Source organism: Maricaulis sp., from assembly GCF_030149425.1.
Lineage (GTDB): Bacteria > Pseudomonadota > Alphaproteobacteria > Caulobacterales > Maricaulaceae > Maricaulis.
In genome coordinates this window covers 1-25,157 of the sequence record NZ_JASBRQ010000079.1, presented here as the reverse complement: position 1 = coordinate 25,157, position 25,157 = coordinate 1, and the positions used below count along the sequence as shown (strand labels likewise).

21 protein-coding genes are annotated in these 25,157 nt (G+C 63.4%); 12 read left to right on the top strand and 9 right to left on the bottom strand.

Annotation, left to right across the window (positions count from 1 at the left end; all coding sequences use genetic code 11):
* Positions 1 to 495: 495 nt before the first annotated feature.
* Entirely contained in the window at positions 496 to 1,407 is a 912-nt protein-coding gene (locus Q1V57_RS13960) for a hydrogen peroxide-inducible genes activator (RefSeq protein WP_300532089.1), read from the top strand.
* On the opposite strand, the gene Q1V57_RS13955 is transcribed toward Q1V57_RS13960, so the two are convergent.
* Both Q1V57_RS13955 and Q1V57_RS13950 read right to left on the bottom strand, forming a co-directional pair.
* Positions 1,404 to 2,696 (bottom strand): FAD-dependent oxidoreductase, encoded by a 1,293-nt coding sequence (locus Q1V57_RS13955; RefSeq protein WP_300532087.1) that lies wholly within the window; start codon positions 2,694 to 2,696, stop codon positions 1,404 to 1,406. The two genes, Q1V57_RS13960 and Q1V57_RS13955, sit on opposite strands and share 4 nt — an antisense overlap.
* Before the next feature lie 52 nt (positions 2,697 to 2,748).
* Entirely contained in the window at positions 2,749 to 3,087 is a 339-nt protein-coding gene (locus Q1V57_RS13950; RefSeq protein WP_300532085.1) for a metalloregulator ArsR/SmtB family transcription factor, read from the bottom strand.
* 87 nt (positions 3,088 to 3,174) lie between these two features.
* Here Q1V57_RS13950 and Q1V57_RS13945 point away from each other — a divergent pair, with 87 nt between their 5' ends.
* From Q1V57_RS13945 to Q1V57_RS15975, 9 genes are all read left to right on the top strand, one after another.
* Positions 3,175 to 3,531 (top strand): rhodanese-like domain-containing protein, encoded by a 357-nt coding sequence (locus Q1V57_RS13945; RefSeq protein ID WP_300532082.1) that lies wholly within the window; start codon positions 3,175 to 3,177, stop codon positions 3,529 to 3,531.
* A gap of 11 nt (positions 3,532 to 3,542) precedes the next feature.
* Positions 3,543 to 4,517: an efflux RND transporter periplasmic adaptor subunit gene (locus Q1V57_RS13940; RefSeq protein ID WP_300532081.1), complete on the top strand. Its 975-nt coding sequence runs from the start codon at positions 3,543 to 3,545 to the stop codon at positions 4,515 to 4,517.
* Positions 4,514 to 7,774: an efflux RND transporter permease subunit gene (locus Q1V57_RS13935; protein ID WP_300532080.1), complete on the top strand. Its 3,261-nt coding sequence runs from the start codon at positions 4,514 to 4,516 to the stop codon at positions 7,772 to 7,774. The genes Q1V57_RS13940 and Q1V57_RS13935 overlap by 4 nt, the downstream gene beginning before the upstream one ends.
* Complete coding sequence (locus tag Q1V57_RS13930) at positions 7,771 to 7,974, top strand: DUF2892 domain-containing protein (RefSeq protein WP_300532078.1); 204 nt, start codon at positions 7,771 to 7,773, stop codon at positions 7,972 to 7,974. Before Q1V57_RS13935 ends, Q1V57_RS13930 begins: the two co-directional genes overlap by 4 nt.
* 127 nt (positions 7,975 to 8,101) lie before the next feature.
* The gene (locus Q1V57_RS13925; protein WP_300532076.1) at positions 8,102 to 10,171 is read left to right on the top strand and encodes a nitrate- and nitrite sensing domain-containing protein; all 2,070 of its coding nucleotides are present in this window, start codon (positions 8,102 to 8,104) and stop codon (positions 10,169 to 10,171) included.
* 121 nt (positions 10,172 to 10,292) lie between these two features.
* Positions 10,293 to 10,745: a peptide-methionine (R)-S-oxide reductase MsrB gene (gene msrB / locus Q1V57_RS13920; protein WP_300532075.1), complete on the top strand. Its 453-nt coding sequence runs from the start codon at positions 10,293 to 10,295 to the stop codon at positions 10,743 to 10,745.
* 580 nt (positions 10,746 to 11,325) lie between these two features.
* A complete protein-coding gene (locus Q1V57_RS13915; protein WP_300532073.1) occupies positions 11,326 to 12,051 on the top strand; it encodes an ABC transporter ATP-binding protein in 726 nt (241 codons plus the stop codon).
* Entirely contained in the window at positions 12,045 to 14,441 is a 2,397-nt protein-coding gene (locus tag Q1V57_RS13910; RefSeq protein ID WP_300532071.1) for an FtsX-like permease family protein, read from the top strand. The genes Q1V57_RS13915 and Q1V57_RS13910 overlap by 7 nt, the downstream gene beginning before the upstream one ends.
* Before the next feature lie 9 nt (positions 14,442 to 14,450).
* A complete protein-coding gene (locus Q1V57_RS15975) occupies positions 14,451 to 15,656 on the top strand; it encodes an HlyD family efflux transporter periplasmic adaptor subunit (RefSeq protein ID WP_366145166.1) in 1,206 nt (401 codons plus the stop codon).
* Positions 15,657 to 18,225: 2,569 nt separating this feature from the next.
* Here Q1V57_RS15975 and Q1V57_RS13900 read toward each other — a convergent pair.
* From Q1V57_RS13900 to Q1V57_RS13870, 7 genes are all read right to left on the bottom strand, one after another.
* A complete protein-coding gene (locus tag Q1V57_RS13900; protein ID WP_300532068.1) occupies positions 18,226 to 18,984 on the bottom strand; it encodes a hypothetical protein in 759 nt (252 codons plus the stop codon).
* Positions 18,981 to 19,733 (bottom strand): hypothetical protein, encoded by a 753-nt coding sequence (locus Q1V57_RS13895; RefSeq protein WP_300532066.1) that lies wholly within the window; start codon positions 19,731 to 19,733, stop codon positions 18,981 to 18,983. Before Q1V57_RS13895 ends, Q1V57_RS13900 begins: the two co-directional genes overlap by 4 nt.
* Before the next feature lie 4 nt (positions 19,734 to 19,737).
* Entirely contained in the window at positions 19,738 to 20,406 is a 669-nt protein-coding gene (locus Q1V57_RS13890) for a hypothetical protein (RefSeq protein WP_300532064.1), read from the bottom strand.
* A 10-nt stretch (positions 20,407 to 20,416) separates the two neighbouring features.
* Complete coding sequence (locus Q1V57_RS13885; protein WP_300532062.1) at positions 20,417 to 21,052, bottom strand: hypothetical protein; 636 nt, start codon at positions 21,050 to 21,052, stop codon at positions 20,417 to 20,419.
* 130 nt (positions 21,053 to 21,182) lie between these two features.
* Positions 21,183 to 21,827 (bottom strand): hypothetical protein, encoded by a 645-nt coding sequence (locus Q1V57_RS13880; protein ID WP_300532060.1) that lies wholly within the window; start codon positions 21,825 to 21,827, stop codon positions 21,183 to 21,185.
* 122 nt (positions 21,828 to 21,949) lie between these two features.
* A complete protein-coding gene (locus tag Q1V57_RS13875) occupies positions 21,950 to 22,618 on the bottom strand; it encodes an SDR family NAD(P)-dependent oxidoreductase (RefSeq protein ID WP_300532058.1) in 669 nt (222 codons plus the stop codon).
* 94 nt (positions 22,619 to 22,712) lie between these two features.
* Positions 22,713 to 23,375, bottom strand: a complete 663-nt coding sequence (locus tag Q1V57_RS13870) for a hypothetical protein (protein WP_300532057.1) — start codon at positions 23,373 to 23,375, stop codon at positions 22,713 to 22,715.
* A 189-nt stretch (positions 23,376 to 23,564) separates the two neighbouring features.
* Here Q1V57_RS13870 and Q1V57_RS13865 point away from each other — a divergent pair, with 189 nt between their 5' ends.
* On the top strand, positions 23,565 to 24,485 hold the full coding sequence (locus Q1V57_RS13865) for an acyl-CoA thioesterase II (protein WP_300532055.1): 921 nt from the start codon (positions 23,565 to 23,567) through the stop codon (positions 24,483 to 24,485).
* A gap of 4 nt (positions 24,486 to 24,489) precedes the next feature.
* Complete coding sequence (locus Q1V57_RS13860) at positions 24,490 to 24,915, top strand: PaaI family thioesterase (protein ID WP_300532053.1); 426 nt, start codon at positions 24,490 to 24,492, stop codon at positions 24,913 to 24,915.
* The last annotated feature ends 242 nt before the right edge of the window (positions 24,916 to 25,157 follow it).

Genomic DNA, 25,157 nt, shown 5'->3' with positions numbered 1-25,157 from the left:
CTGACGATCAGGGCCGCCAGGGCGCTGAACATCAGGATGATGCCGGCGGAACTCTCAAGTCGCAGAAATTCCTGAATTCGAACCAACGCGCGAGGCATGTGATCGTCCTTTGTTCTAAACCGCGTAAACAACAAAACCGGCCCGGCCAATTAGCGCGGGGACAACGTGCGAATGGCCGAGCCGGGGTTGGCGATGATGGTTTTGACGTCCGCGGGGATTAGGGGGGCACCGCTTGGGTCAGTCGCGTCATCGGCCAAGAGCCGCTGATGAGTTAGGTCACTGGCCGTAACCGGCGAGATAACCTTGGCGCATAAGAAAAAACCGTTTCCATGGAGGTGCTTGGATGGGAAGGAAGGGCAGTCCGGGGAAACGATTGGCCTGTGCGCCAGTGGAAGCAATCAGCTCTTTCGTGTGTTATTGTTGATGCGCGGAACATAGAGATGCGATACAGTTAGGTAAAATATAAAGAACAAAAGTCTCACTTAGGAAAAAACTATGAAACCGACCCTGCGGCAATTGGAGTATCTGGTCGCCATTGCGGACAGTGGCCGCTTCTCCGATGCGGCCAAGGCGATGAATGTCAGCCAGCCCAGCCTGTCGGCCCAAGTGGCCGACGCAGAGGCTCATCTCGGCGTGTCGGTATTCGAGCGCGGACGGGCTGGCGCCATGGTCACGCCGATGGGCGATCAGATCATCCGCCGGGCGCGATATATCCTGCGCCAGGTTGCGGATATGAAAGCCATGGCCGAACACGGGGCCGACGCACTCTATGGCCGGATCCGCATGGGGGTGATCCCGACTATCGGACCCTATCTTCTGCCCAGCGTGACGCGGCAATTGCATGCGCGCTTCCCGGATTTGCGCCTGGGTATTCGTGACGAACCCACGGACCGTTTGGCGGAGCAGCTCGATGATGGTCGCCTCGATACCGTGATCTCAACGCGCGAGGACCATCCCGGCATGCAGGGGTCTGTATTGTTCGAGGAGCGCTTGTGGGTCGCCATGGCTCCGGACGATCCGCTGGCCGCCAGCAATGCGCCGGTGACGCTTAGCGAGCTCAAGGGCTCGCCCTTCCTCACCCTGGGTCTGGGGCACCGCCTGACCTGGCAAGTCCGGCAGCTCGCTGTACGGGCAGATGCCTATATTTCGTCGGACTATGAAGGCACTTCGCTCGATGCCATTCGAAACATGGCGGCACTGGGCGCCGGCGTGGCGATCCTGCCCGAGCTCTACATCAAGACCGAGGCGCGCCGCGACCGGTCAGTAGCCCTGCGCCCCATCGGTGATGCCAGCGCACGCCGGGAAATCTCCCTGATCTGGCGTGAAACCTCGCCGCTGGCAGAGAATCTGCCGGCCTTGGCCCAGATGCTCGGCACGGCGGCCGGCGCGATCCTGGCCAAGGCCTAGGCGTCGCCCTTTTCCTTCGGCTTGACCTTGTGAATGCCGAGCATGTCGAACACCGCGCGCTCATAGAAGGGCTCGCCGACACCGCTGCGGATCTTGCCGAGGAAGTACTTTTCGAAGGCGATCTTGCCGAGATGGACCCAGCCGCCATCGGCAGACCAGTTCACATTGCGCGGTGGGATTTGCGGCATGGCCACAAAAGCAACGCCCCCATCCCCGAAATCGGCGAGGCAGACGGCATTCCAGGTGGCGACATGACGCGCCTCTTTGCCGGCAAGCTCGTCGCGGATATTGCGCGCCGTTGCCATCACCATGCTCTCGATCATGAAACCAGTCTTAGGGACGCCGACCGGCACGGCATAATTCTCCATCGGTGGAATGGCCACGCAGACCCCGACCGAGAAGATGTTGGAGAAATTCGGATTGCGCTGATGCTCATCGATGAGGATGAAGCCGCGCGGATTAACCAGGCCCTCGACATCGCGCACCGCGGGTATGCCGCGGAACGCGGGGAGCATCATGGAATAGCCGAAGGGCAGTTCATGGGTTTTCTTGACCGTGCCGTCCTCATTCACCTCCTCGACATGCATCAGGCCCTCTTCGACCTTGGTGACCCGGGCCGAGGTGATCCATTTGATGTGCCGGTTGCGCATCTCGCTTTCCAGCAGACCCTTGGTGTCGCCGACACCGTCGAGGCCGAGATGGCCGACATAGGGTTCGGAGGTGACAAAGGTCATCGGAACCTTGTCGCGGATCTTGCGCTTGCGCAGGTCGGTTTCCAAGATCATGGCGAATTCATAGGCGGGGCCAAAACAGGATGCGCCCTGGACCGCGCCGACCACGATCGGGGCCGGATTGTCACAGAATTTCTGCCAAACCTCGTTCGACGCGGCTGCATGGTCGACATGGCACACGCTCTCGGTATGGCCGCCATGGGGGCCCAGCCCCTCGATCTCGTCGAAGGCCAGCTCGGGACCGGTGGCGATGATGAGGTAGTCATAGGTGACAAGCTTGCCGCTCTCGAGCGCGACGGCGTTTTCCTCAGGCTTCACCTTGATGGCCTTGGCGTGAATGAAGTCGATGCCCTTTTTCTTGAACATTGGTGCCAGCTCAACCTTGATCTGGTCCGGCTTACGCCAATCCACCGCCACCCAGGGATTGGATGGGGTGAAGTGAAAGGTCGCGCTGTCAGAGATCACGGTGATCTTGTGATCCTTGGGTAATTCCTTGCGCGCTTCCAGCGCCATCGGGACCCCCCCGAGACCAGCGCCGAGTACAACAATATGAGCCATGTGTTCCTCCCTGTGGGCCGGAACGCGCGCGTTTTGCGTCTTGTCGTTCCGCCTATTCCGCTGTGCCGAGACCGTCCGCGGCGGTGCAGAATTGCGATTTGAGATGCGTCAGAATGCCGACGCAGCGATCGTCGGCGATGGAATAGAAAACCTGCAGCCCGTGCTTGCGGCCGCTGACCAGCCCGTCTGCGCGCATTTTGGCCAGATGCTGCGACATCGCCGATTGCGACAGGCCGGCCACTTCGCACAGCTCGCCGACGCCGGCCTCGCCCGAGGCGAGGCGGCACAGGATCAATAAGCGTTTCTCATTGGCCAGCTGCTTCAGGAAAGCGGCCGCATCACCTGCCTGATGCTGAAGTTCTTCGATCTGGATGTCGTGTTCGGCGTTCATTGGACTCAACTCATTAGTTGACACTAATATAGAATATGCTAATTTAGCAGTCAATGATGTATATCGCAGATTTCTTGGAGAGATGAAATGAGCCTGCAGGAACTTGACCCGAAAGACGTGTTCGACCGGGCCCAGAAGGGCGAACTGGTCATTATCGATGTGCGTGAACCGCGCGAATTTGCGACCGAGCGCCTGCACGGCGCCAGCCTGCATCCGCTGTCGACTTTCGATGCCCAGGCACTGCCCATCGACAAGAGCCGTGAGGTCATCCTGCATTGCGGGTCCGGCAAACGGTCGATGGACGCGCTCAATCGCTGTGCCGCGGCCGGTGTCCCGGTCACCGCGCACCTCAAGGGCGGGATGATGGCCTGGAAAGCTGCGGGCCTGCCGGTCATTACGCTTGATCCGGCCACCGGTGCCGTTGTCGATCCGCAAGCCGTTTAAGGATTGACCCCATGATCCGCGCCGCCCTCATCGCCTGCCTGCTCGCCACTGCGCCCGCCTGGGCTCAGCAAGGCGAAATCCACACCGTCGAGACCGTCCGCGTCAGCGACCGCAAGGCCGTATTCGCCACAGTCGAGAGCGTTGATACGGTCACTGCCCGGGCCCGCCTGGGCGGCACGATCGGAGAGCTGCGCGTGGATGAAGGCGATGCAGTGGAGGCGGGGAGCGTGCTCGCGGTTGTCGTCAATGAACGCCTGGCGCCGCAGATCGGCTCGATCAATGCCCAGGCCGCTGCGCTCAACGCCCAGCTGGCCCAGGCACGGATTGATCTCGAACGGGCCCAGGACCTGTTCTCGCGTGGGATCTTCCCCCAGGCCCGTCTGGATCAGGCCTCAACCCAGGTCGAAGTGCTGGAGGGGCAGCTAGCCTCGGTCCGGCGCGAGCGGGATGTGCTGGTGCAGCAGACCCGGGAGGGTGATGTGCTTGCTCCTGCGGCCGGTCGCGTCTTACAGGTGCCGGTGACCGCCGGCACGGTGGTGATGCCGGGCGAGGCGATCGCCATGATCGCCTCTGACCTCTACCTCCTGCGTCTGCGCCTGCCCGAGCGTCATGCCCGCTCGATCCAGGAGGGCGACGCCATCGAGGTGGATGCCGCTGCCCTGAGCGGCGATGTCGCGGCCCAAGGTCAGATCCGCCAGGTCTATCCGCGCATTGAAGACGGTCGCGTCGTCGCCGATGCGCTGGTCGATGGTCTCGGCGGCTTCTTCGTCGGTGAGCGGGTACGGGTCTATGTAAGCGTCGACGAGCGCGAGGCCATTATCATTCCGTCCGGCTATGTCACCACGCGTTTTGGCGTTGATTATGTTCTTCTTCTGACCCCGGCGGGCGAGACGGTTGAAGTCTCCGTTCTGCGCGGTCCGGAGACAGCCGACGGCGTTGAAATCCTCAGCGGGATCGCCAATGGCGACCAGGTGGTGCGGCCATGAAGCTAGGTATCTCCGGTCAGCTCACCAAGGCGTTCATCCGCTCACCGCTGACCCCGCTCATCCTGCTGGCCTCTCTGGCCGTCGGACTATTGGCCCTGATGGTCATCCCGCGCGAGGAAGAGCCGCAGATTTCCGTCCCCATGGTCGACATCATGGTGCGCGCCGACGGGCTCAAGGCGACGGATGCCGTCGAGCTCATCACCGAGCCCCTGGAAGCGATCATCCGCTCCGTTGATGCGGTCGAGCATGTCTACTCCCTGTCCGAGGATGACCAGGTCCTCGTCACCGCCCGCTTCGAGGTCGGCACCAATCCTGACGCCGCCATACTGCGCATTCACGAGCGCATCCGCGCCAATATGGACCGCATGCCGCTGGGCATCCCCGAGCCACTGATCGTCGGCCGTGGGATCAATGATGTGGCCATTGTCGCCCTGACCCTGTCGCCGCGCGCTGATGTCGCCGCGCACTGGGATGATCACGCCCTGCATGCCATTGCCGAGGAGCTGCGCGCCGCGATCATGTCGGTCGAGGATGTCGGGCTGAGCTATATCGTCGGTGGTCGCGCGGACCAGATCCGCATTGAGCCGGACCCGGAGCGTCTGTCGCAATACGGCGTTACCCTGCAACAGCTCGCCGGCCGCATCGCTGAAGCCAACCGCTCCTTCCCGGCCGGCCAGGTCTCGGCCATGGACCGCACCTTGTCGGTCGCCGCCGGTCAGACGCTTCAGGGCAGCCAGGATATCGGTCTGCTCTTGCTGACCACGCGTGATGGCCGCCCGGTCTATGTCCGCGATGTGGCTGACGTCATTGTCGGAGCCGAGCCCTCCGAAGCGCGCGCCTGGATGCTGACGCGCGAGGACCATCATGACAGCTGGGACAGCCGCCCGGCGGTCACGCTCGCCATCGCCAAGCGCGAAGGCGCCAATGCGGTGGTCGTCTCCGAGCATATTCTCGAGCGCCTCGAGCTGCTGCGCGGCAGCCTGATCCCCGAGGGCGTCGAGGTCACCGTGACGCGAAACTATGGCGAGACCGCCAACGAAAAGGCCGACGAGCTGCTCTTCCACCTCGCCCTGGCTACGGTCTCGATTGTGCTGCTGGTGACCTTTGTTATCGGCTGGCGTGAAGGCGTGGTCGTCTTCGTCGTCATCCCGACCACCATCCTTTTGACCCTCTTCGCCTCCAACCTTATGGGCTACACTATCAACCGGGTCTCGCTGTTCGCGCTGATCTTCTCCATCGGCATCCTCGTCGACGACGCCATTGTGGTGATCGAGAATATTGCCCGGCACTGGGCGATGAAGGATGGCCGAGACAAGATCACGGCCGCCATCGAAGCCGTCGCCGAAGTCGGCAATCCGACCATTGTCGCCACGCTCACCGTGGTGGCCGCCCTGCTGCCGATGCTCTTCGTGTCCGGCTTGATGGGGCCCTATATGGCGCCGATCCCGGTCAATGCCTCTGCGGCGATGATTTTCTCCTTCTTCGTCGCCGTCGTACTGACGCCCTGGCTGATGAAAATCATCGCTGCACGGGGTGGTGCGGGCGATCACGGCCATGGCGAAGAGACCGAGGGCAAGCTGGGCGCGCTTTATCGCCGCGTGGCCGGCCCGGTCATCGCCAGTCGCCGCTCGGCCTGGACACTGCTGATCATTGTCGGTGTCCTGACCCTGGGCTCGATGTCGCTGTTTGCGACCCGCACCGTGACGGTCAAACTCCTGCCCTTCGACAACAAGTCGGAATTCCAGGTCATTGTCGACATGCCGGAAGGCACGACGCTGGAGCGTACGGAACGTGTTCTGATGGAGGCGGCGGACCGCCTGTCCGCCCTGCCTGAGGCGACCTCGATCCAGGCCTATACCGGCACGGCCGCGCCGTTCAATTTCAACGGCCTGGTGCGTCACTATTTCCTGCGCAATCGTCCGGAGCAGGGCGATCTCCAGGTCAATCTGGAAGCCAAGCACCATCGCGACCGGGCCAGCCATGACATTGCCCTGGAAGCGCGCGAGCTCCTTGCTGACATGGACCTGCCCGAAGGTGCCAGTGTCCGTATCGCGGAAATCCCGCCCGGCCCGCCGGTCATCGCCACTCTTTTGGCCGAGATCTACGGTCCCGACGCGGAAACCCGCCGCGCCGTCGCCTCGGAGGTCCGCGAAGCGTTCGACAGCGTGCCCTATGTGGTCGATATCGACGACAGTTTCGGTACGCCGCGACCGCGCCTGCGCATCGCCATCGACCAGGACAGCCTGGAATATTTCCGGGTCCAGCAAAGCGATGTCTATGACACGGTCCGCGCCCTGATCGGCGGCATGCCCGTGGGCTATTCCCATCGTGGCGAGGGCCGCGACCCGGTCGAGATTTCGGTGGAATTGCCGCGCGAGGACAGGCTCTGGTCCGAACGCCTGTCCTCAACCCCGGTCCCGACCAATCTGATCCCGGGTGATCGCGGCATTGTCGAACTGGGTGATGTGGTCTCGGTCTCGGAAGAGCCCGGCTCCTACCCGATTTTCCGCCGGGACGGCCGCTATCTGGAAATGGTCATGGCCGAGCTGGCCGGCGAATACGAAGCCCCGATCTACGGCATGTTTGCTGTCGAGGAGGCACTCGCCCAACGTCCTTGGACAGAGGCGGTGCCGCAGCCGCAAATCCGCATGTATGGCCAGCCGGACAGTGATGATGTGCCGGTCTTGTTATGGGATGGTGAGTGGGAGATCACCTATGTGACCTTCCGCGATATGGGTGCTGCCTTCATGGTTGCCCTGCTGGGCATCTACGTCCTCGTCGTGGCCCAGTTCGGCTCCTTCCGTGTGCCGCTCATCATCCTGACGCCGATCCCGCTGACCTTTATCGGCATCATTCTCGGTCACTGGATGTTTGGCGCTGCCTTCACCGCGACCTCGATGATTGGTTTCATCGCCCTGGCCGGGATTATCGTGCGCAATTCCATCCTGCTGGTGGATTTCATCCGCCATGGGGCGGAGGCGGGCGAACCCTTGCGCGAGACCCTGCTGCGCGCTGGCGCAATCCGTTTCAAGCCGATCCTCCTGACCGCCATTGCGGCGATGATCGGTGCGTCTGTGATCCTCGGCGATCCGATCTTCCAGGGCCTGGCGATCTCGCTCCTGTTCGGTCTGGCATCCTCGACGCTCCTGACCGTGCTCGTCATTCCGGCCATCTATGTGATCTTCAAGGATGGCGACGAGCCCTACACCCCCAAACTCCCCGAACCGCTTGATCTTGATGAAAGGACACAAGCATGACCATCGGACGCGCCGTCATGGCTCTCGCCGGGACCATGGTCCTGATCTCTCTCATCCTCGCCGTACAGGTCAGCCAGTGGTGGCTCCTTTTGGCTGCCTTTGTCGGCTTCAACCTGCTGCAGACCAGCTTCACCGGTTTTTGCCCGGCAGCGATGATCTTCCGGGCGCTTGGGCTGAAGGACGGAATGCAGTTCCGCTAAGCGCCTGACCAGCCATAGAGATATGCATATTGTTATAAACCAGTACCCTAAACTGTCGTTTTTGTTAGGTTACCGGTAACCAACACATTGTTTCCTCATCGCACTCATTTGGGCTGAGGAAACAACTATGCGCCTCTCTTCTTTGCCGATCGCGGCACGCATCGCCATGGCCGTCATCGCACCGATGATCGGGTTTGCCGTCTTCGCATCCATGAGCGCGATCGACAGCCAGCGCGACGCTGCGCGGGTCAGTCTTGTTGCCGAGATTGTCGACTTCACACATTACACCTCGGATGTGATGTATGAGCTGCAGCGCGAGCGTGGCCGGACGGCTGGTTATTTCGGATCGGGTCGCGCAGCCCAGCCGCTTGAGGCACTGGAAACCCAGCGTGCCGCGACGGACGTCGCCGTGGCCGAATTGCTGGGAGCGCTCCAATCAGGCGCTACGGAAGACTTCGGTCAGGCCTATCGGGACAGCCTTGCCGTGATTGAAACCGATCTCGCAGGTCTTGTCGCCCATCGCCGGGCCGTTACCGATGGCAGTCTCACGGCGGGTGAGGCGACGTCTGCCTATACCCATATCATCGAAGACATCCTCAAAGCCTATGCCGAGGAGACCCACCTCGCTGAAGGCACTGGCCTGATTGAGGAAATGATCGGCCTCCTGAACCTCTATGAGGCGACCGAAATGGCTGGCCGCGAGCGCGCTGTGGGCGCCCGTGCTTTCAATCAGGCTGCAATTGAACGGGATGCTCATATCCGCCTGCTTTCGCTGCAGGAGGCCCAAAACACGTTCATGGCCGAATTTGACCTGATCATGGGCGAGACCTGGGCGGACCGCCTGGATCGGGGCATGGCCGCCGTGGATCAGGGTGTTGCGCCCCTCCGCCAGACCCTCATTGCGGCCGGTTATGGTGGCACGATCGCGGCGGGCCAGGGTCCGGCCTGGTTCCAGTCCTCGACCGCCCGAATTGATCGGCTTATCGAGATCGAGACCGATTTCGCTAATGAAATTACGCCGACCGCTCAGCGCTATGCCAGCGAAGCGGCAACCGACGCGCGCAATGCAACGCTGATCGCCGCGATCAGCCTGCTCACCATCCTCGTCTTCTCCGGTGTCGTCATGCAGTCCGTCGTCGGCCCGATCCGCAAGATCACCTCGACGCTGAAAGGCCTGACCGAGGGGCATACCGAGATCGAGGTCACCGGGACCGACCGCCGCGATGAAATCGGTACCCTGGCCCGCGCCGCGGCCCGCTTTATCGAGGTCGATGAAGAGCGCCGTCAGTCCAATGCCGAGCGCCTGGAAGAAGAGCGCGCGGTGATGGAAATGCGCACCCGCGAGCTGATGGACATGGCGACCGAGGTGGAGAAGGCGGCAGAAGAGGGCCTCGGCTCGCTGTCTGAAACCGCCGACGGCATCCACATCCACTCCACCGGTGTCCGCGCCATCCTGTCCGGCGCCAAGTCGGCGGCGGAAACGGCGCTGGAACAGTCCGAACTGTCCAAGCAGCGCTCTTCCTCTGCCGCGCAGCAGGCCGATGAGCTGATGACGGCGATCAATGAGGTCACCGAGCAAATCTCGCGCGGCGACCAGCTGGCCCAGGAGGCCGTCGAGCGCGCCGCCGTGTCGAGCCAGTCGGTTGAGGAACTCAAGACCGCTGCGGACCAGATCGGCAATTTCGTCTCGCTGATCAATGACCTCGCCGAGCAGACCAACCTCTTGGCCCTCAACGCCACGATTGAGGCAGCCCGGGCGGGTGAAGCCGGCAAGGGCTTTGCCGTCGTCGCCTCGGAAGTGAAGGCGCTCGCTGCCCAGACCAACAAGTCGACGCATGAGATCCATGACCGGGTCACCGGCATCCAGGAACGCACGCAGCACGCCGTCGATGCGATCGCTTCGATCACCTCCAATATCGGCTCGCTGTCGGAAGTGACCACCGCGGTCGCCGCGGCCATGGAAGAACAACGCGCCTCGACCGCCAGCTTCCTGAGCTATGTCGATGATGCCCAGGAGGCCTCCAATGCCGTGGCCAAGTCGATGACCGAGATCGCCGAAGCGGCCGATCAGGCCTCGCGCGATGCCGAGCACTTCGCCACCGGTGCCAAGGATATGGCCGACCGGTCCGAAAAAGCGCGTTCGGACATTCCCGAGATCGTCCGCAATGCCGCAGCGCGGGCCCGCCAGACCGGCTAAGGGCTGCAAAACATCACGATCTGGAGGGCGGGGCTTGGCAATCAGGCCCCGCTTTCCCATTTCTGGGCCACTGCCCACTACCCACCGTACATTGGCAGGATGATGATGAAGGGAGCCCGTCATGACCAAGACCTATACCAAAGACGCTGACGCCATTGCCCGCCTGACGCCGGAGCAATACCGGGTGACCCAGGAAAACGGCACCGAACGCCCCTTCACCGGCGCCCTGACCGACAACAAGGATGCCGGTCTCTATGTCGACATCGTCTCCGGCGAGCCGCTTTTCACCTCGATGGACAAGTATGACTCAGGATGCGGCTGGCCCAGCTTCACCAAGCCGGTCGAAGGCGAGAACATCACCGAGCTGCGCGATACAACCCACGGCATGATCCGTACCGAGGTCCGCTCCAGCCACGGCGACAGCCATCTCGGCCACGTCTTCCCCGACGGCCCGCAAGAGGCCGGCGGGCTGCGCTATTGCATCAACTCCGCTTCCCTGCGTTTCATCCCGGTGGATGAGCTCGAGGCGGAGGGGTATGGCGAATTCCGCAAGCTGTTCGGGGTTGAGGTTTAGGGGGAGGCATCTCTCACCAACACCGCTCTATTTCCCCCGGACTTGTTCCGGGGCCCGGTGGAAACGAATACGTTGATGACTCTTGGAGCTGTCAGCACCTAGAGTCATCAGCGCCGGGATAACGCCAGGCCCCGACATGAAGTCGGGGGAAGGGGTGATTTAATCACGCCTCACCTCCACACCCTCTCACAACTTTGTCATCCCTGACGGATGCCCCGCGCAAGCGGGGCGCAGATCAGGGACCTCGATGGGCTTGGCCGGGTCCCGGATCTTCGCCCGGCGCAAGGCCGGGCCTGCGTCCGGGATGACAAGATTTTTAGCGGCCTCCTCGCCCTCGATGGGCGAGGTCCCGCGCAGCGGGGGAGTGGGTGACGCGGCAAAGCCGCCACTAAAACCACTTCGCCATCGCTAGTCTTCCCCGCGCCTTCGGCGCGCACCCACTCCGTCTTGTGGCTGCGCCGCAATCCACCTCGCCCATCAAGGGCGAGGAGGGCAGGCCTCGCTCCCCATCCCCTGCGGCCCGATACCGCATCGCGCCTAATTCCCCTACGCATAATACTCCCGATTGAACGGAGGGATTATGCCCGCAGTGTCCAGCGATACCCCGCCCTGTTTTGATATCCGCGAGCTGACCAAGGTCTATGGCTCCGGTGAGGCCGCCGTGCATGCGCTGCGCGGTGTGGATCTGAGCATTCCGGACGGGGATATGGTGGTGCTGCTGGGGCCGTCGGGCTCAGGCAAGTCGACGCTGTTGAACATTATCGGCGGGCTCGACCGGGCCACCGACGGGGTGTTCAAATTCCGCGGTGAGGATCTGACCCGCGCCTCGGTGCGCCAGCTGACCCTCTATCGCCGGCGCCATGTCGGCTTTGTCTTCCAGTTCTACAATCTCATGCCCTCGCTGACGGCGCGGGAGAATGTCGAGCTGGTCACCGAGATCGCCGACAATCCGCTCTCAGCCGCCGAGGCCCTGGCCATGGTCGGGCTCGATCACCGCATGGATCATTTCCCGGCCGAGATGTCCGGCGGAGAGCAGCAGCGTGTCGCCATTGCCCGCGCCATCGCCAAACGGCCCGAGGTCATGCTCTGCGACGAGCCGACCGGGGCGCTCGACAGCGCCACCGGGGTGCGCGTGCTGCAGGCCCTGCGCGACGTCAATGAACAGCTCGGCGCGACAACCCTGATCATCACCCATAATGCCGGGGTCGCTGACATGGCGCACCGGGTGGTGACCTTCTCCGATGGCCGGGTCGGCAAGGTCGAGGTCAACGAAACCCGGATCGAGCCCGAGGCGCTGACATGGTAGATCCGCGCCATCCGCTGATCCCGGGCCTGTCCAAGCTGGATCGCAAACTGGTGCGCGACCTCTGGTCAATGCGGGTGCAGATCATCGCCATTGCCCTGGTGATCGCCGCCGGTGTCGCCGTGCATATCGTTGCGGCGGGAATGCTCGACAGTCTCAAACTGACCCGAGACACCTATTATGACCGGCATCAATTCGCCGATATCTGGGCCCCGGTGGTGCGGGCACCGGAGGCGCTGGCCGATGATGCCGGCGCCATACCCGGCGTGCGGGCGGTGGAGAGCCGGGTCCGCTCGGCGGCGCAGTTTTCGCTCGACACGATGGACGCTCCGGCGGCCGGTGAGGTGCTGTCCCTGCCACAGGCCAATGGCAGTGCCATCAACCGGGTTTTTCTGGTCGAGGGCCGCATGCCTCTGGCCGGCCAGCGCGATGAAATCCTGCTCCTGGAAACCTTCGCCATCGCGCATGGGCTCGAGCCGGGCGATACCATCGAGGCCACGATCTATGGCGCCCGCGACCGGCTCCGCATTACCGGTCTCGCCCTGTCGCCGGAATATGTCTACGCCATCGCCCCGGGCCAGATCGTGCCCGATCCGCGCATGTTCGGGGTCGCCTGGATGGAGCGCGAGGCCCTGGCCCAGGCCGTCGACCGCGATGGCGCCTTTACCGAGCTGATCGTGCAGCTCCAGCCCGGTGCCGAAACCGCCCCGGTGATCGCAGCGCTGGATCGCTTGCTGGAACCCTATGGCGCGCCCGGCGCCTATGCCCGCGAGGATCAGATATCGGACGCTTTCGTCTCCTCCGAGATCGACCAGTTGTCTACCATGGCCGGCTTTTTGCCGCCGATCTTCCTTGCCGTGGCGGCCGTGCTGGTCAATGTCGTCCTGGCCCGGCTGGTGGCGCTGGAGCGGACCGAAATCGGGCTGATGAAGGCGTTTGGCTATCGCGATCGGGATGTCGTCATCCACTATCTCAAATTCGCCTCGGTGATCGGCGCGATCGGCTTTATCGCCGGTCTGGCGCTGGGGGTCTGGCTGGGGCGGTCGCTGGCAGCGCTCTACACCGAATACTATCGCTTCCCCTATCTGATATTCTCGCTTCGGGCCGAGGTTTACGGGGTTGCCGCTCTGGTGACATTTATTGCCATTGGCGGTGCCGGCGTGCTGGCAGCCTGGCGCGCCGCCCGGCTAGATCCGGCCATCGCCATGCGACCGCCGCCACCGCCAGACTATTCCCAGGCCCTGGGGGCCGGGCTGACACGCTGGAGGCGGATAGATCACCAGACCCGCATGGTTTTGCGCCAGATCCTGCGCTGGCCACAGCGCTCGGCCATCACCATTGGCGGTATCGCGGTTTCGGCCGGATTGCTGATCTCGACGCTTTTCTTCCTCGATTCCATGGAGGTGATGATCGGTTCCTATTTCGACATCGCCAACCGGCAGGACATCACCGTCAGTTTCAACCAGCCGCGTTCGCGCGAAGCGCTTTACGCGCTTGAACGCATGCCCGGGGTCATGGCCGCCGAGCCTGTCCGCCATGTCGCTGTCCGCCTGCGCAATGGCCCGGTCGAGGAGCGCGCCGCCCTGACCGGTCTGCCACGCGAGGCCCAGCTCTCCCGCGCGGTCACGGCAGCGGGTGATGGGATTGAGCCGCCGCCGGGCGGGCTGGTCCTGTCCCAGGACCTGGCTGAAAAGCTGGGGGTGAAGGCGGGCGAGACGATCGAGGTCGAGGTCACCGAGGGGCGCCGCCCGGTACTGGAAATCCCGGTCTCGGGCGTCTCGACCAGCTATATCGGCTCCAGTCTCAATATGCAGATCGATGATCTCAACCGGATCATGGGCGAGGGGCGGGTCATCACCGGAGCGGCTTTGCGGGTCGACCGGGACCAGGAGGCCCGCCTGTATACGGCGCTCAAGGCCGCGCCCGGTGTTGCAGGCCTGTCGCTGCAGACCCAGGCCGAGGAGATGTTCGTCGACATCATGGACCAGAGCATGGGGACCTCGATACTCATCTACACCCTGTTTGCCGGCCTGATCGCCGTGGGTGTGGTCTATAATTCGGTGCGGATATCCTTCTCCGAGCGTGAGACCGAGCTCGCCGTTCTGCGTGTGCTCGGCTTCACCCGTGGCGAGGTGGCGTATGTGCTGCTCGGCGAAATCGCCGTTCTGACCCTGATATCACTGCCGATCGGCGCCCTGGCCGGCGCTGGACTGGCCTTTGTCTTCGCCGAGGCGATGAGTTCGGACTTGTTCCGTCTGCCCTATGTCATCGAGGCGCGGACCTTCGCCTATGCCGCCGGGCTGGTCATTTTCGTCGCCATTTCCTCTGCCCTCATGGTGCGCTCGCGCCTGGACAAGCTGGATATGGTGGCCGTGTTGAAAGCGGGAGAATAGGAAACCCTCATGCGATTGAGTTTTCGAACCGTCTTCTGGGGCGCCGCAGCGGTGCTCATCCTTCTTGCCCTGGTCTTCTCCCTGCGGCCCCAGCCGGTCATGGTCGATATCGGCCAGGTCTCCCGCGGCGCCATGATCCAGACCGTCAATGAGGAGGGTTATACCCGTATCCGGGATGTCTATGCGGTCGCCGCCCCGATCAGCGGCCAGCTCCTGCGCGTCGATCCCGAGGCCGGCGATGATGTGTCCTCAGGCGATGTCATCGCCCAGCTCTTGCCGGCGGAGCCGCAATTCCTCGATGCCCGTTCGCGCGGCGAGGCGGAGGCCGCGGTCCACATGGCCGAAGCGGCCTTGAGTGCGGCGGTCGCCGATCAGGACAGCGCCAGTGCCGGCCGTGCCCTGGCCCAGGCCGAATATGACCGTCAGCTGCAACTGTTTGAGGCCGATATCGCCTCGCAGGCCGCTCTTGACCGCGCCGCTGCGGAGCGCCGTTCGGCTCGTGCCGCCTTCGGTCATGCCCAGGCGGCGGTGCAATTGCGCCGGGCCGAGCTTGAGGCCGCCGAGGTGCGTCTGATCGAACCGGACAGTGCCGGCGGAGCGCTTAGCGTCCTCGATATCCGCTCCCCGGTGGACGGTGTCGTCCTGCGGGTCATGCAGGAAAGCGCCGGGCCGGTTGCTGCCGGGACCGTTCTGCTGGAAACCGGCGACCCGGCCGGGCTGGAAATCGTCGCCGAGCTTTTGTCCTCCGATGCGGTCGAAGTGCAGGCGGGCGCGGCGGTGGAAATTTCCGGCTGGTCGGTGACGGGTGAAACGCTGCGCGGCCGGGTACGCCGGGTTGAGCCCTTCGGCTTTCTCAAAGTCTCGGCGCTGGGGGTCGAGGAGCAGCGGGTTAATGTGGTCATCGACTTTCTCGACGAGGCGGAGCACTGGGCCCGGCTCGGTCACGGTTTCCGCATCGAGGCGGCCATTACCATCTGGTCGGCCGATAACACACTGCAAATCCCGGTTTCCGCCCTGTTCCGCCAGGACGGAGCCTGGGCAGTCTATCGTCGCGTCAATGGCCGCGCCGTTCTCACCCCGGTCGAGATTGGCCGGTCCAATGGCGAGATGGCGCAACTTGTCTCCGGCCTTGATGACGGCGCCGAGATCGTCCTCTACCCGGGCAATGACGTCGCTGACGGGGTCTCCCTCGCCGTCCGGAATGGGGGCGGCTAGGTCGAGATCGGGTTGTGGATTGTCATCGTCGAGCCGGAAATCGCTGCAGGTCTCCGTCTCCTCGGTCTCCAGGCACGCGCGATAGCGGCCGAAGGGCAGATCGGTAAAGAAGAAGCCATCAAATCCGCTACGCAGGGTTTTGTCGATCAACCCGTTGTCCGAGCGTAAGACGATGCTCGCCCCGGCGAGGGGAGAGCCATCCGCCCGTCGGGCATAGCCCGTCACATCACCGATCCGCGCCAGGGGCAAGTCGATCCGCTGGGTTCGGCCAGGGCGAATGGTGGCGCGCCGGCCCGGCGGTATCGGTGTCAGGAAGGGGTCAGAAATAGAGCCAACAGAAACAGCAAGTTCCGTCTCTCGCCAAGGTTGGATCGGCAAGAGCATGACGCCGTCCGCATCGGTTTCGCGCAGGCGCCCTTCAATGCGGACATCCTCGACAGGCGGTTCGCCCGGATTGCATTCCAGATCACTGTTTTCATCGACGCAGGCAACAATGGCGGCAAGCGCGCGGCGCTGCAGTCTTTCGCTATAGGGCCGATAACCCCCGCGAACCGGATCCGGTGCAAAACTGGTGCTCAGGGTGAGGCCGAGCTCAATACCGTCCGCGTCGAACCGGCTGTCAGCGCGGATCACGCCATAGCGGTGGCGCCAGCTGAGCGCTGCGCGGCCGCGCCAGCGTTCTGACCGGATTTCATAATCCGTACCCAGGCCGACACGCCAATTCTCACGCCCGCGCCAGTCCCCTTCGAGGCTGAATTCCTCGACCTCGCTGGCGCCGCGCACGCCGGAGCGAAGGCGCCCGGTGCGAAATAGTGGCGCGCTGAGATTGGCGTTCCAGCGCAGCGCCTCCTCAGCATCAAAGGCATATTCGGCCCGGGCGCCGGCAATGATACGGCCCCAGCTGGTCAGTGCCGACACCCGTGCGAGATTGGCCACGTCGCCGGCCTGGTTGCGGTGGTCCATTTCGGCGGCAAGCGAGACCCGGCCGATCCGGCGCGAACCGCGAACGCGGGCGGAGATTTGTTCCAGCTCGCCGCGGAAACCCTGCTGGCGGGCTTCAACCGCGAAATCCCAGTTCACCCTCTCCTGGTTAATCGAGCCGTCGAAAGCGGCGGCGAAAGCATCGCCGTCATAGGCCAGATCGGCCCGGGTCCGCAGTCTCGTATTCCCGAAGGCGAGACCCGCGAGCGCCAGCGTATCGAGCGAGCCGGGGTCATCGTCCAGATCCTCGGAGGGCAGATAAGCCCCGGCCAGTCGCAGGCCGAAGCCGGGCGCCAGACCATATTCCAGCGAGGCAGCATAGCTGTTGCGTGCCGCCCCGGTATCGCTTTGTCCGAATACGCGGTCACCGCTCTGCAGCCCGGCCAGGCGCCAGCGCAACCGGCCCAGCGCCGGTGCGCCCGGTGCCGAGGCGACCCGGCGGGCCTGGCGGATCGTCTCTCCAGAGGGGCTGATCAGCAAAATGTCGAAGACCGTGCCGCCAGGCGCAAGCGGTGCGTTCTCAACACGCCAGCGGCCATCCGCTCCGACCTCGGTGAAGGCGAAGAAGGGCGGCGTACCCCGGGTTCGCACTTCCACGTCCCAGCCGGCCGGCCCGGTGCCCTGGAGGGCGAAATCGAGTACGCCTTCATCCACCAGCCCGGACCGCGCAGCGACGCCGACCCCGCGCAAGGATCCCAGAAAGCGCAGATTGCCGAAATCGACATCGCCTGCGGTGACCTCAACCCCCGCAATATCAGTGACCAGAAGGGCCTGGCCGCCGCGTATCCCGGTTGTGCTGTCCGCGGTTGCCGAGACAAAGGCCGAGGCGAGGCGCAGATCCATCGACAGGTCGATCGCGGCATTGGTGGTCACATCACTCTCGCGGTCGATACGCGCGCCGGCGAGGACATCCAGGAGGGGTGGCCCGGGCCATTGCGCCGTCGGCCAGACCGGTAGCTCCATGCCGGCGAAATTATGGCTCCGGCCGCCTGCGCCAGTGCCGCGGCGGCGCTCGAAACTGCGCCGTTCCAGGGCCGGAATATTGCCACGCGCCCGGCCGTCGGCAGCCAGGTCTACAGCATCGAAACTCCAATTGGCCGGGGTCAGGAATTCAAGCACGGTGAGGGGCAGGTAGGGGCTGGGCTCGCCCGGCAGGAAGACAACATCACCGGCGCCCAGCACGACGCTCCCACGCTCGGTGAGGAGACGCCAGATCCCGTCCTCATCGGCATAGATCTGTCGATCGAATGGTCCGAAACGCGCTTCCAGGCGTTGCAGGTCTGCGTTCCAGCCGCCCGCCAGGGCGAGGGCGTCGAGCACCTCGGCGGCGGAGAGATAGAGCATGCCGGTCGGGCCGAACAATCCGCCGACCGTGTCCAGCGGCTGGCCTTCAACGCGCAGGAGAATAGGGGCGAAGCCGGTTTCATCGGGCCGCGCCGAGGCGGGCTGCGGGGTGATCGCGGTGAGCACCGGTTCACGCGGCGCATCAGGTGCGGGGGGCAGGCGGTCGATCAGGTCATCGCGCAGGCCGGCACAGCCCGAAAGGGCTGCGACGAGAAGAAGAACACATGCGCGCCAGAGCATCGGCCTATAGGTCGAAGCGCATGCGCGCGACCCGGTCTGGCAGGTAACGGTCTGAAAACACGATGCTGACAGGCCCTGACGCGTCGCCTGGAAGATCTATCTCAACCTCGATCCTGTCGCGTTCGGGATAAACCGCGAGGCCGCGGCGCTGAGCGATCACGCGATCGCCCTGCAGGACCTGCAGATCGCCATAGCTGCTCCATGCGCCCGAGCGGGTGAGGGCAATGCGCAGACGGCGCGCGCCTGTCGCATCCGTCACCAGGCGCGGATCCGCCAGTCCGACAGTGAGATCGGCCGGGCCGGACCGGATCAGGACCGGCGCCTGGATCAGCAGGCGCACTTCGACGCGGGCGACGGCCTGTTCCGGCATTTCGTCCTCTTCAATCGGCAGGCTCACCGGTTCGAAGCGGACATGATTGCGCAGCTCGCCGGCGGGGGCACCGGGGCGCCGCTGCATGCGCACACTGGCTTCACCATAGGGCGGCAAGGTGATCACCCGGGGGCCGTAACGCAGATAGTCGGCGGCCCCGGCGTCATGGTCACCCGCCACGACACGGCCATCCTCCTGCATCACCAGATCAACCAGTTCGACACGATAGCGCAGCGTCTCGCCGGTCGTGTTGCGGACGGTGAAATAGTCGGATGCCTGGCGCTCATCGAGTACCAGCCGGGTCGGGACCAGGGAGATCTGGGCACTGGCCGGCAGGGCCGCCATTGCGGTGGCCAGACCGGCGAAGGCGAGGCGGGTCAGGAAACGGATCATGGTGTCAGCTCCGCTTCCGCCAGGGTGCGGTCATCCTGGCGATAGCGCACCCGGACCCGGCCCTCCGGCGTGCGATCGAGCGGGATTGTCAGGCGGCGGGTCGGCGTGGTCTCGTAAACGGCGGGACCGATCAAACGGCCGATTTCGCCGGAGCGATCACGGATATCCAGATCGCCCCAGACGCTGTCTGCGCCCGTCCGACGCAATGTCAGGGAAATGGCAGGAGAGCCATCAATCTCGACAATTTCAATGGCTTCGATCTCGGCGCCCTGATCGATATCAGGGCCGCGGACGAAAACCGGAACGTCATAACCGAGCTGAACGCCGAACCGGGCGATGATCTCCTCGCTGTCATCGGCCGGCACTGCGGGCATGGCGGTGACGCGCAAATGGGCCCGGCGTTCACCGTTGATTGCGCGGCCCGGTCGGGTGTCGATCCGCACCGTCGTGGTGCCACCGGGCAGGGCGGAGACCGCCCGCGGGCCATAGCGCAGCATGCTGATCGCGCTGTCGGCCGGCGCTTCGGTTTCGATCAGCCGGCCATCGCCATCCATGCTGTAATAGACCCAGGTGAAGCGAAACTGCAGCGGTGCTGTCGAGCGATTGGCGATCAGCAGGGGCTGGGCCGGTTCATCCGGCGTCAGCACGATCCGCGTCGGCGCGACGGAGAACGCCTGGGCACCCGCCTCAGAAGACGACAAAGCGGCGGCCAGGAGGGCCGCCGCGAGGAACACGATACGCTGGTACATGGGTCTAGTCGTAGGCCACCGTGACTGAAATCTGGGCGAGATAGCTGGTATCGACGAGGTCGGTGCTCAGCGTTGCTTCGCCGAAGAAACACATGGCCAACTGCCCGTCATCATCAAAGCTTGTGGCGTGCGGTGAGTTTGTCAGCGGTGTCAAAATGGTGCTGGTACTGCCGACACCGGAGCCGCCATAGAGATGGAATCCGAAGGCACGCACCGGAACCCGGCGATTGGCGCCGCAATTCGTCCCGGTATTGGAGCACATCACGGGTTCGTCGGGATTGATGAGCGTGCCATTGGTCAAGCTCATGGCAATGAGGGCGGAGCGGTTGGCTGTGCCGGACGCGGTCAAGAAGCCCGTGGTCGGCGTCGTCGCATTGGGACGAATGGTGACGGCGAGCGCATCGGCGGCCGGGTTGGTACAGGTGAAGGTCGTGCCCGACTTGGTGAGGCTGACATCGGTCGAGGTCCAGCCATAATAGCCGTCCGTTCCCTGGGTGGTCAGGATATAGCCGAAGGTGCCGTAATCGAGATGACGCTCGACGACGAGGTCGATGGCGTCGAGGCTCTCGATTTCGATCAGGGCGTTGACGGTCGCGGTGTCGTCGAAGGTCTGGGCAGAGGCCGCGGCAGACAGTCCGGCAGCGACCAGGGCTGTGGCAAAAACAGTGCGCATAATCATCCCCTTAATTATAGGTCGCGGTGACTTCGAATGTGGTGGCGTAGAGGCCGGTCGCCAGACCGTTGGTCAGCTCGGCGGTACCATAGACGCATACGCCCATTATCCCGGCAGAGACTATGGAGAGGTCCTCGAATGACGACCGCAGCGTCTGGTTCACGATATTGCTGCCATTGTAAAAGGCGGTGTTGTAACGCAGCTGCCCGACTTCAAGTGTCTCTGCGCCGCCAGAGCGGGTCAGGGTCAGGCGAGGGTCGGTTGTTGGATCCAGCACACCCGTAAAGCTCAATGTGATTGAGGCCCCTTCATCGGTCAGGATCGTCAGACCAGCACCGCTCGTTGTGGACTGTTGCACAATCTGAACCCCGTTGGCGTTCGGTGTTGAGTTTGTGCACCCCAGATTGCCACCGCCCAGATGGATCACATCAAGACTGCTCCAGCCATAAGTGCCCGTCCCGCTGACATCGGTCACCAGGTAGAGCACATCGCCGAAATCGAGATCGGTTTGCTTGGTGACGGTGAGGTTCTCCAATTCCGTGATCACGGCCTGGATGTTCAGCGTCTCCTGATCGCTTTCAAACTGCGCCTGACCCGCAGCGGGCAGGGCGCAGGCGAGCGCGAGCGCAAAAAGGCTGGTACGCATGGCAAACTCCCCTGACATGCTTGAATGGTTAACCAAACTAATCGCCTGCAACGCGAACCGCAATCTAATGGTGTAAGAAAAATTTACGACACGCCCGGGTTCGGGTGGTGGTTTGGGGAAACCGGCGGGCTCAGTTGTAGGTCGCGGTGACGTCGAAGGTTGTCGAGTAAATACCATTGGTCAGGCCGTTGCTAAGCTCGGCCTCGCCGTAAATACACAGGCCCAAGACGCCCGTGTTATTGGTGGTGGTCGCCCAGTCCGCGAACGTGGTGCGCGTAGTTTGAGCAACCAGCGTGTTGATGGCGGTCAGGAAAGCCGCATTGTACTTCATCGAGCCGACCCGCAGCGTCTCAGCGCCGCCGGAACGGGTCAGGATGAGATGGGGATCGGTGGCCGGGTCCAACACGCCGGCAAAGCTCACTGTGATGGAACCACTTTCATCGGTACTGATCACGATGCCCGCCCCACTCGTTGTGGCGTTCTGGATGACTTCCATCCCTGTCGCGGTCGGACTGACCGGATCGCACACCAGATTGCTGCCTCCGGAGACGATGACGGGTAATCCGCTCCAGCCATAGGTTCCGGTGCCGCTGATGTCGGTCACCAGATAGTCGATATCTCCGAAATCCAGGTCGGACTGTTTTGTCACCGAGAGGTTTTCCAGCTCAGTGATCTGGGCCTCGATGTTCAAGGGCTCCTGTTCGGAAAATGTCTGGGCCTGGCCTGTCGCGGGCAAAGCGCAGGCAAATGCGATTACAATCAGCGTGTTCCGCATGACGAAATCCCCCCGGGTCAGTCTGCACGTCGGCGCAAGCCTACTCGCAGGGTTCCGGGTATTCAATCATATGGTGTAAAAACGGAAGGCGGCTGATGGGGTTGCGCATTTTGTTTGCGCCCTTAACCGCCCCGATTGACCGGCAGCAGGGCGCCGGTAATCGCCCGGCTGGCGTCAGACGTCAAAAACCCGATCGCTTCGGCTGCGGCCGCTGGCTGGACCCAGGTCGAGGTGTCCGCATCCGGCATGTCGGCGCGGTTGGTGGGGGTGTCGAGGATGGTGGGGAGGATGGCGTTGACGCGGATATTCTTGCTGGCCAGCTCATCCGCCAGGCTTTGGGTGAGGGCGTGCACGCCGGCCTTGGAGGCAGCGTAGGCGGCCATGCCCGTGCCCGGTGCGCTGACTGCATTGGCGCCGATATTGACGATGGCACCGCCGTCGCTCATCAGCCCGATCGCGGCGCGCGAGGCGAGGGTGGCGGTCTTCAGATTGATCGCGAACATCTTTTCAAAGCTGGCGATCGCGCCGCCTTCGACCGGCTCCCAGGTGAAACCGCCGGCGATATTGACCAGGCCGGTCAGCCCGCCCATGGCCTCGGCAGCGGATTTGAAAGCGGCTGCGACCGAGGCCTCATCGGTCAGATTGACCGATCCGATGGCATGCTGGGCGCTGGAGGCGGAGACGTCCTCGGCCAGATCAATCGCGGTAACGCTGGCGCCGGTGGCGACCAGGTGGTCGACAGTGGCCCGTCCGAGAATCCCCAGTGCGCCGGTTACGATGATCTTGCTCATGCCGCTCTCCCGTTTAGTGCCCGATTATGGCTTGAGAAGGCGGATAGCATGGCCCGCGCGGGATGCAAGCCACGCCTGTGTGAGGCGGCGTGCGCTAGCAGCCATAGCCGATATCGCGAACCCCCCAGGTCACGCCGCGCTGGTTCGACCCCCAGACGATCCGGTCGGGCAGGCGGCTATTGTGAAAGGCGGAATACATCTCGACGATCATCAGCCGGCCATTGGGGCGGAAAACAACGGAATATTGCCGGTAGGGGTTATAGCTATTGGTCTCCAGCGCGATATTAAGCGCGTCGCCCATGACAGCCTCGACATCGGCCGGACGGGTCACGCCGGTATCGTCATTACGGATGCAGGCATTGATATCCAGGCCGCTGACATTGCGCGGCAGCGCCCGGTTGCGCCAGGCGCGCGGGCGGTCCCAGGCATCCTGGGCCATGGCGATGCGTTCGATCTGGCGTTCGGTATAGATGCGGCGTTCTTCTTCAGCGATGCGGCGTTCTTCCTCGCGGCGGCGGCGCTCTTCTTCCTGGCGCAAGCGCTCGGCATCGAAGACGGCGGCGCAATCGGTGGTGCGCCGGCCCAGTTCGCTGCCGACCAGGTCGAGCTCGACCGTCTCGCGGCTGCCCGGATTGGCCTGGATGCGGCACAGGCTGAGTTCGGAGAAGCTGTAGACATTGTCAGGCGTCACCGTGGTGGTGGCACAGGCCGCCAAAGCGCTCGTCATGGCAATCGTGATCAGGCCCAGGCGTTTCATCTCATTCCCCTTGTTACGCTTGACCCGCACACTAAGCGTCAGACGGGCTGACACAATGATGAACAGCTTCCCCCGACAGGGGAGGCCGGCGCTCAAATGAAAGGCGGGCCTGCAGGAAGAGGCTGGCCAGAGCGTCCCGGCCACCCCAATATCCCGGCCAAGTCACAAGAATCATCACGGATTGGTCCCATGACACCTGCTGACACATCGGCCGATGAACGCCGCCCCACCCAGGAGGAGGCGCCCGGCGCCCTGGTCAAACTCCTGACCGTTGAAGAAATCGATACTGATCTCTATCGCGGTCTGCGCAATCCGGGCGGGCGCGGCCGGGTGTTTGGCGGTCAGGTCATCGCCCAGGCGCTGATGTCGGCCGTGGGATCGGTTGATGAAGAGCGCCAGGCGCATTCGCTGCACGCCTATTTCATGCGCCCCGGGGATGAACGCCTGCCGATCATCTATCGCGTCGAGCGCGATTATGATGGCGGCACTTTCTCCAACCGCCGGGTCATCGCCATCCAGCGCGGCAAGCCGATCCTCAACATGACCGCCTCCTTCCACAAGAAGGAGCAGGGGTTCGAACACCAGGCGGAGATGCCCGACGTGCCCGGTCCGGACGGATTGAAGAATGAGTCCGAGCTGGCGCATGAACACCGCGACCGCCTGCCCGCCCCGTTTGTCGAGCACATGCTGCGCCCGCGCGCCATCGAACTGCGCCCGCTGGAAAGCTGGTTCGCGCCAGAAAAAGAAAAGCGTGATGCCGTCCGCTGTACCTGGGTCAGAACCACCGGCCCGGTCGGCGATGATCCGGTCATGCACCGCGCCATCCTTGCCTATGCCTCCGACATGACGCTCCTGGGCACGTCGATGAAGCCGCATGGCGTTAACTGGCTCTCCCCCAACATGCAGGTCGCCAGCCTCGATCATGCGCTCTGGCTGCATGATGATGTGCGGGTCGATGACTGGCTGCTCTATGCCTGCGAAAGCTCCTGGTCGGGCGGCGGGCGCGGCTTCAACCGTGGCAGCCTGTTTACCCGCGAGGGCAAGCTGATTGCCTCGGCGACGCAAGAAGGCCTGATCCGCTATCGCGATAATTCCAAGGCGGGGTCGTAAGCTGATGCAGCCGAGTATTGCTGAAGACGGCGAGTTCAAGGGCTGGCAATACTGGCCGCAAGAACCCTTCGAGAGCCAGGCCGGGCCGTTCTACCGCAAGGTCGACGAACAGGGTGTGATCGGTGCCTTCAGGGCTGAGCGCAAGCATATGAATGCCGGCGGGTCGGTGCATGGCGGCTGTTTGATGAGCTTTGCCGATTTCATGCTCTTCTCCATCGCCTGGGACAGCTTTACCGACGGCTCGATGGGCGTGACCCTGACGATGAATTCCGAATTCCTCGCAGCAGCCCGGGAAGGCGAATTGCTCACCAGCCGCGGCGAGGTCTTGCGGGCCGGACGGTCGGTGTTGTTCGTGCGTGGGATGATCTATGCGGAAGAGCGGCCGTGCTTTTCGTTTTCGGGCACGATCAAGAAGTTCTCGCCGCGGTAGGGGCGGTATTCGCCGCTAGCTCCAAACCCTCATCCCGGACTTGATCCGGGACCCAGAGAGGGCGCGCTCGACGGCGTCGAGGTCCCGGATCAAGTCCGGGATGAGGGGGTAATTGCGTTCACTCAAACCACCCCATACACCTCATGCTGGAAATGGGGCCGTGGTTTTTGACGGCGGTCAAGGGTTTCAAACCCATGCCCGCGCGGCCCACCCAAGAAACCCCCCCGAAAAAACAGAGAACA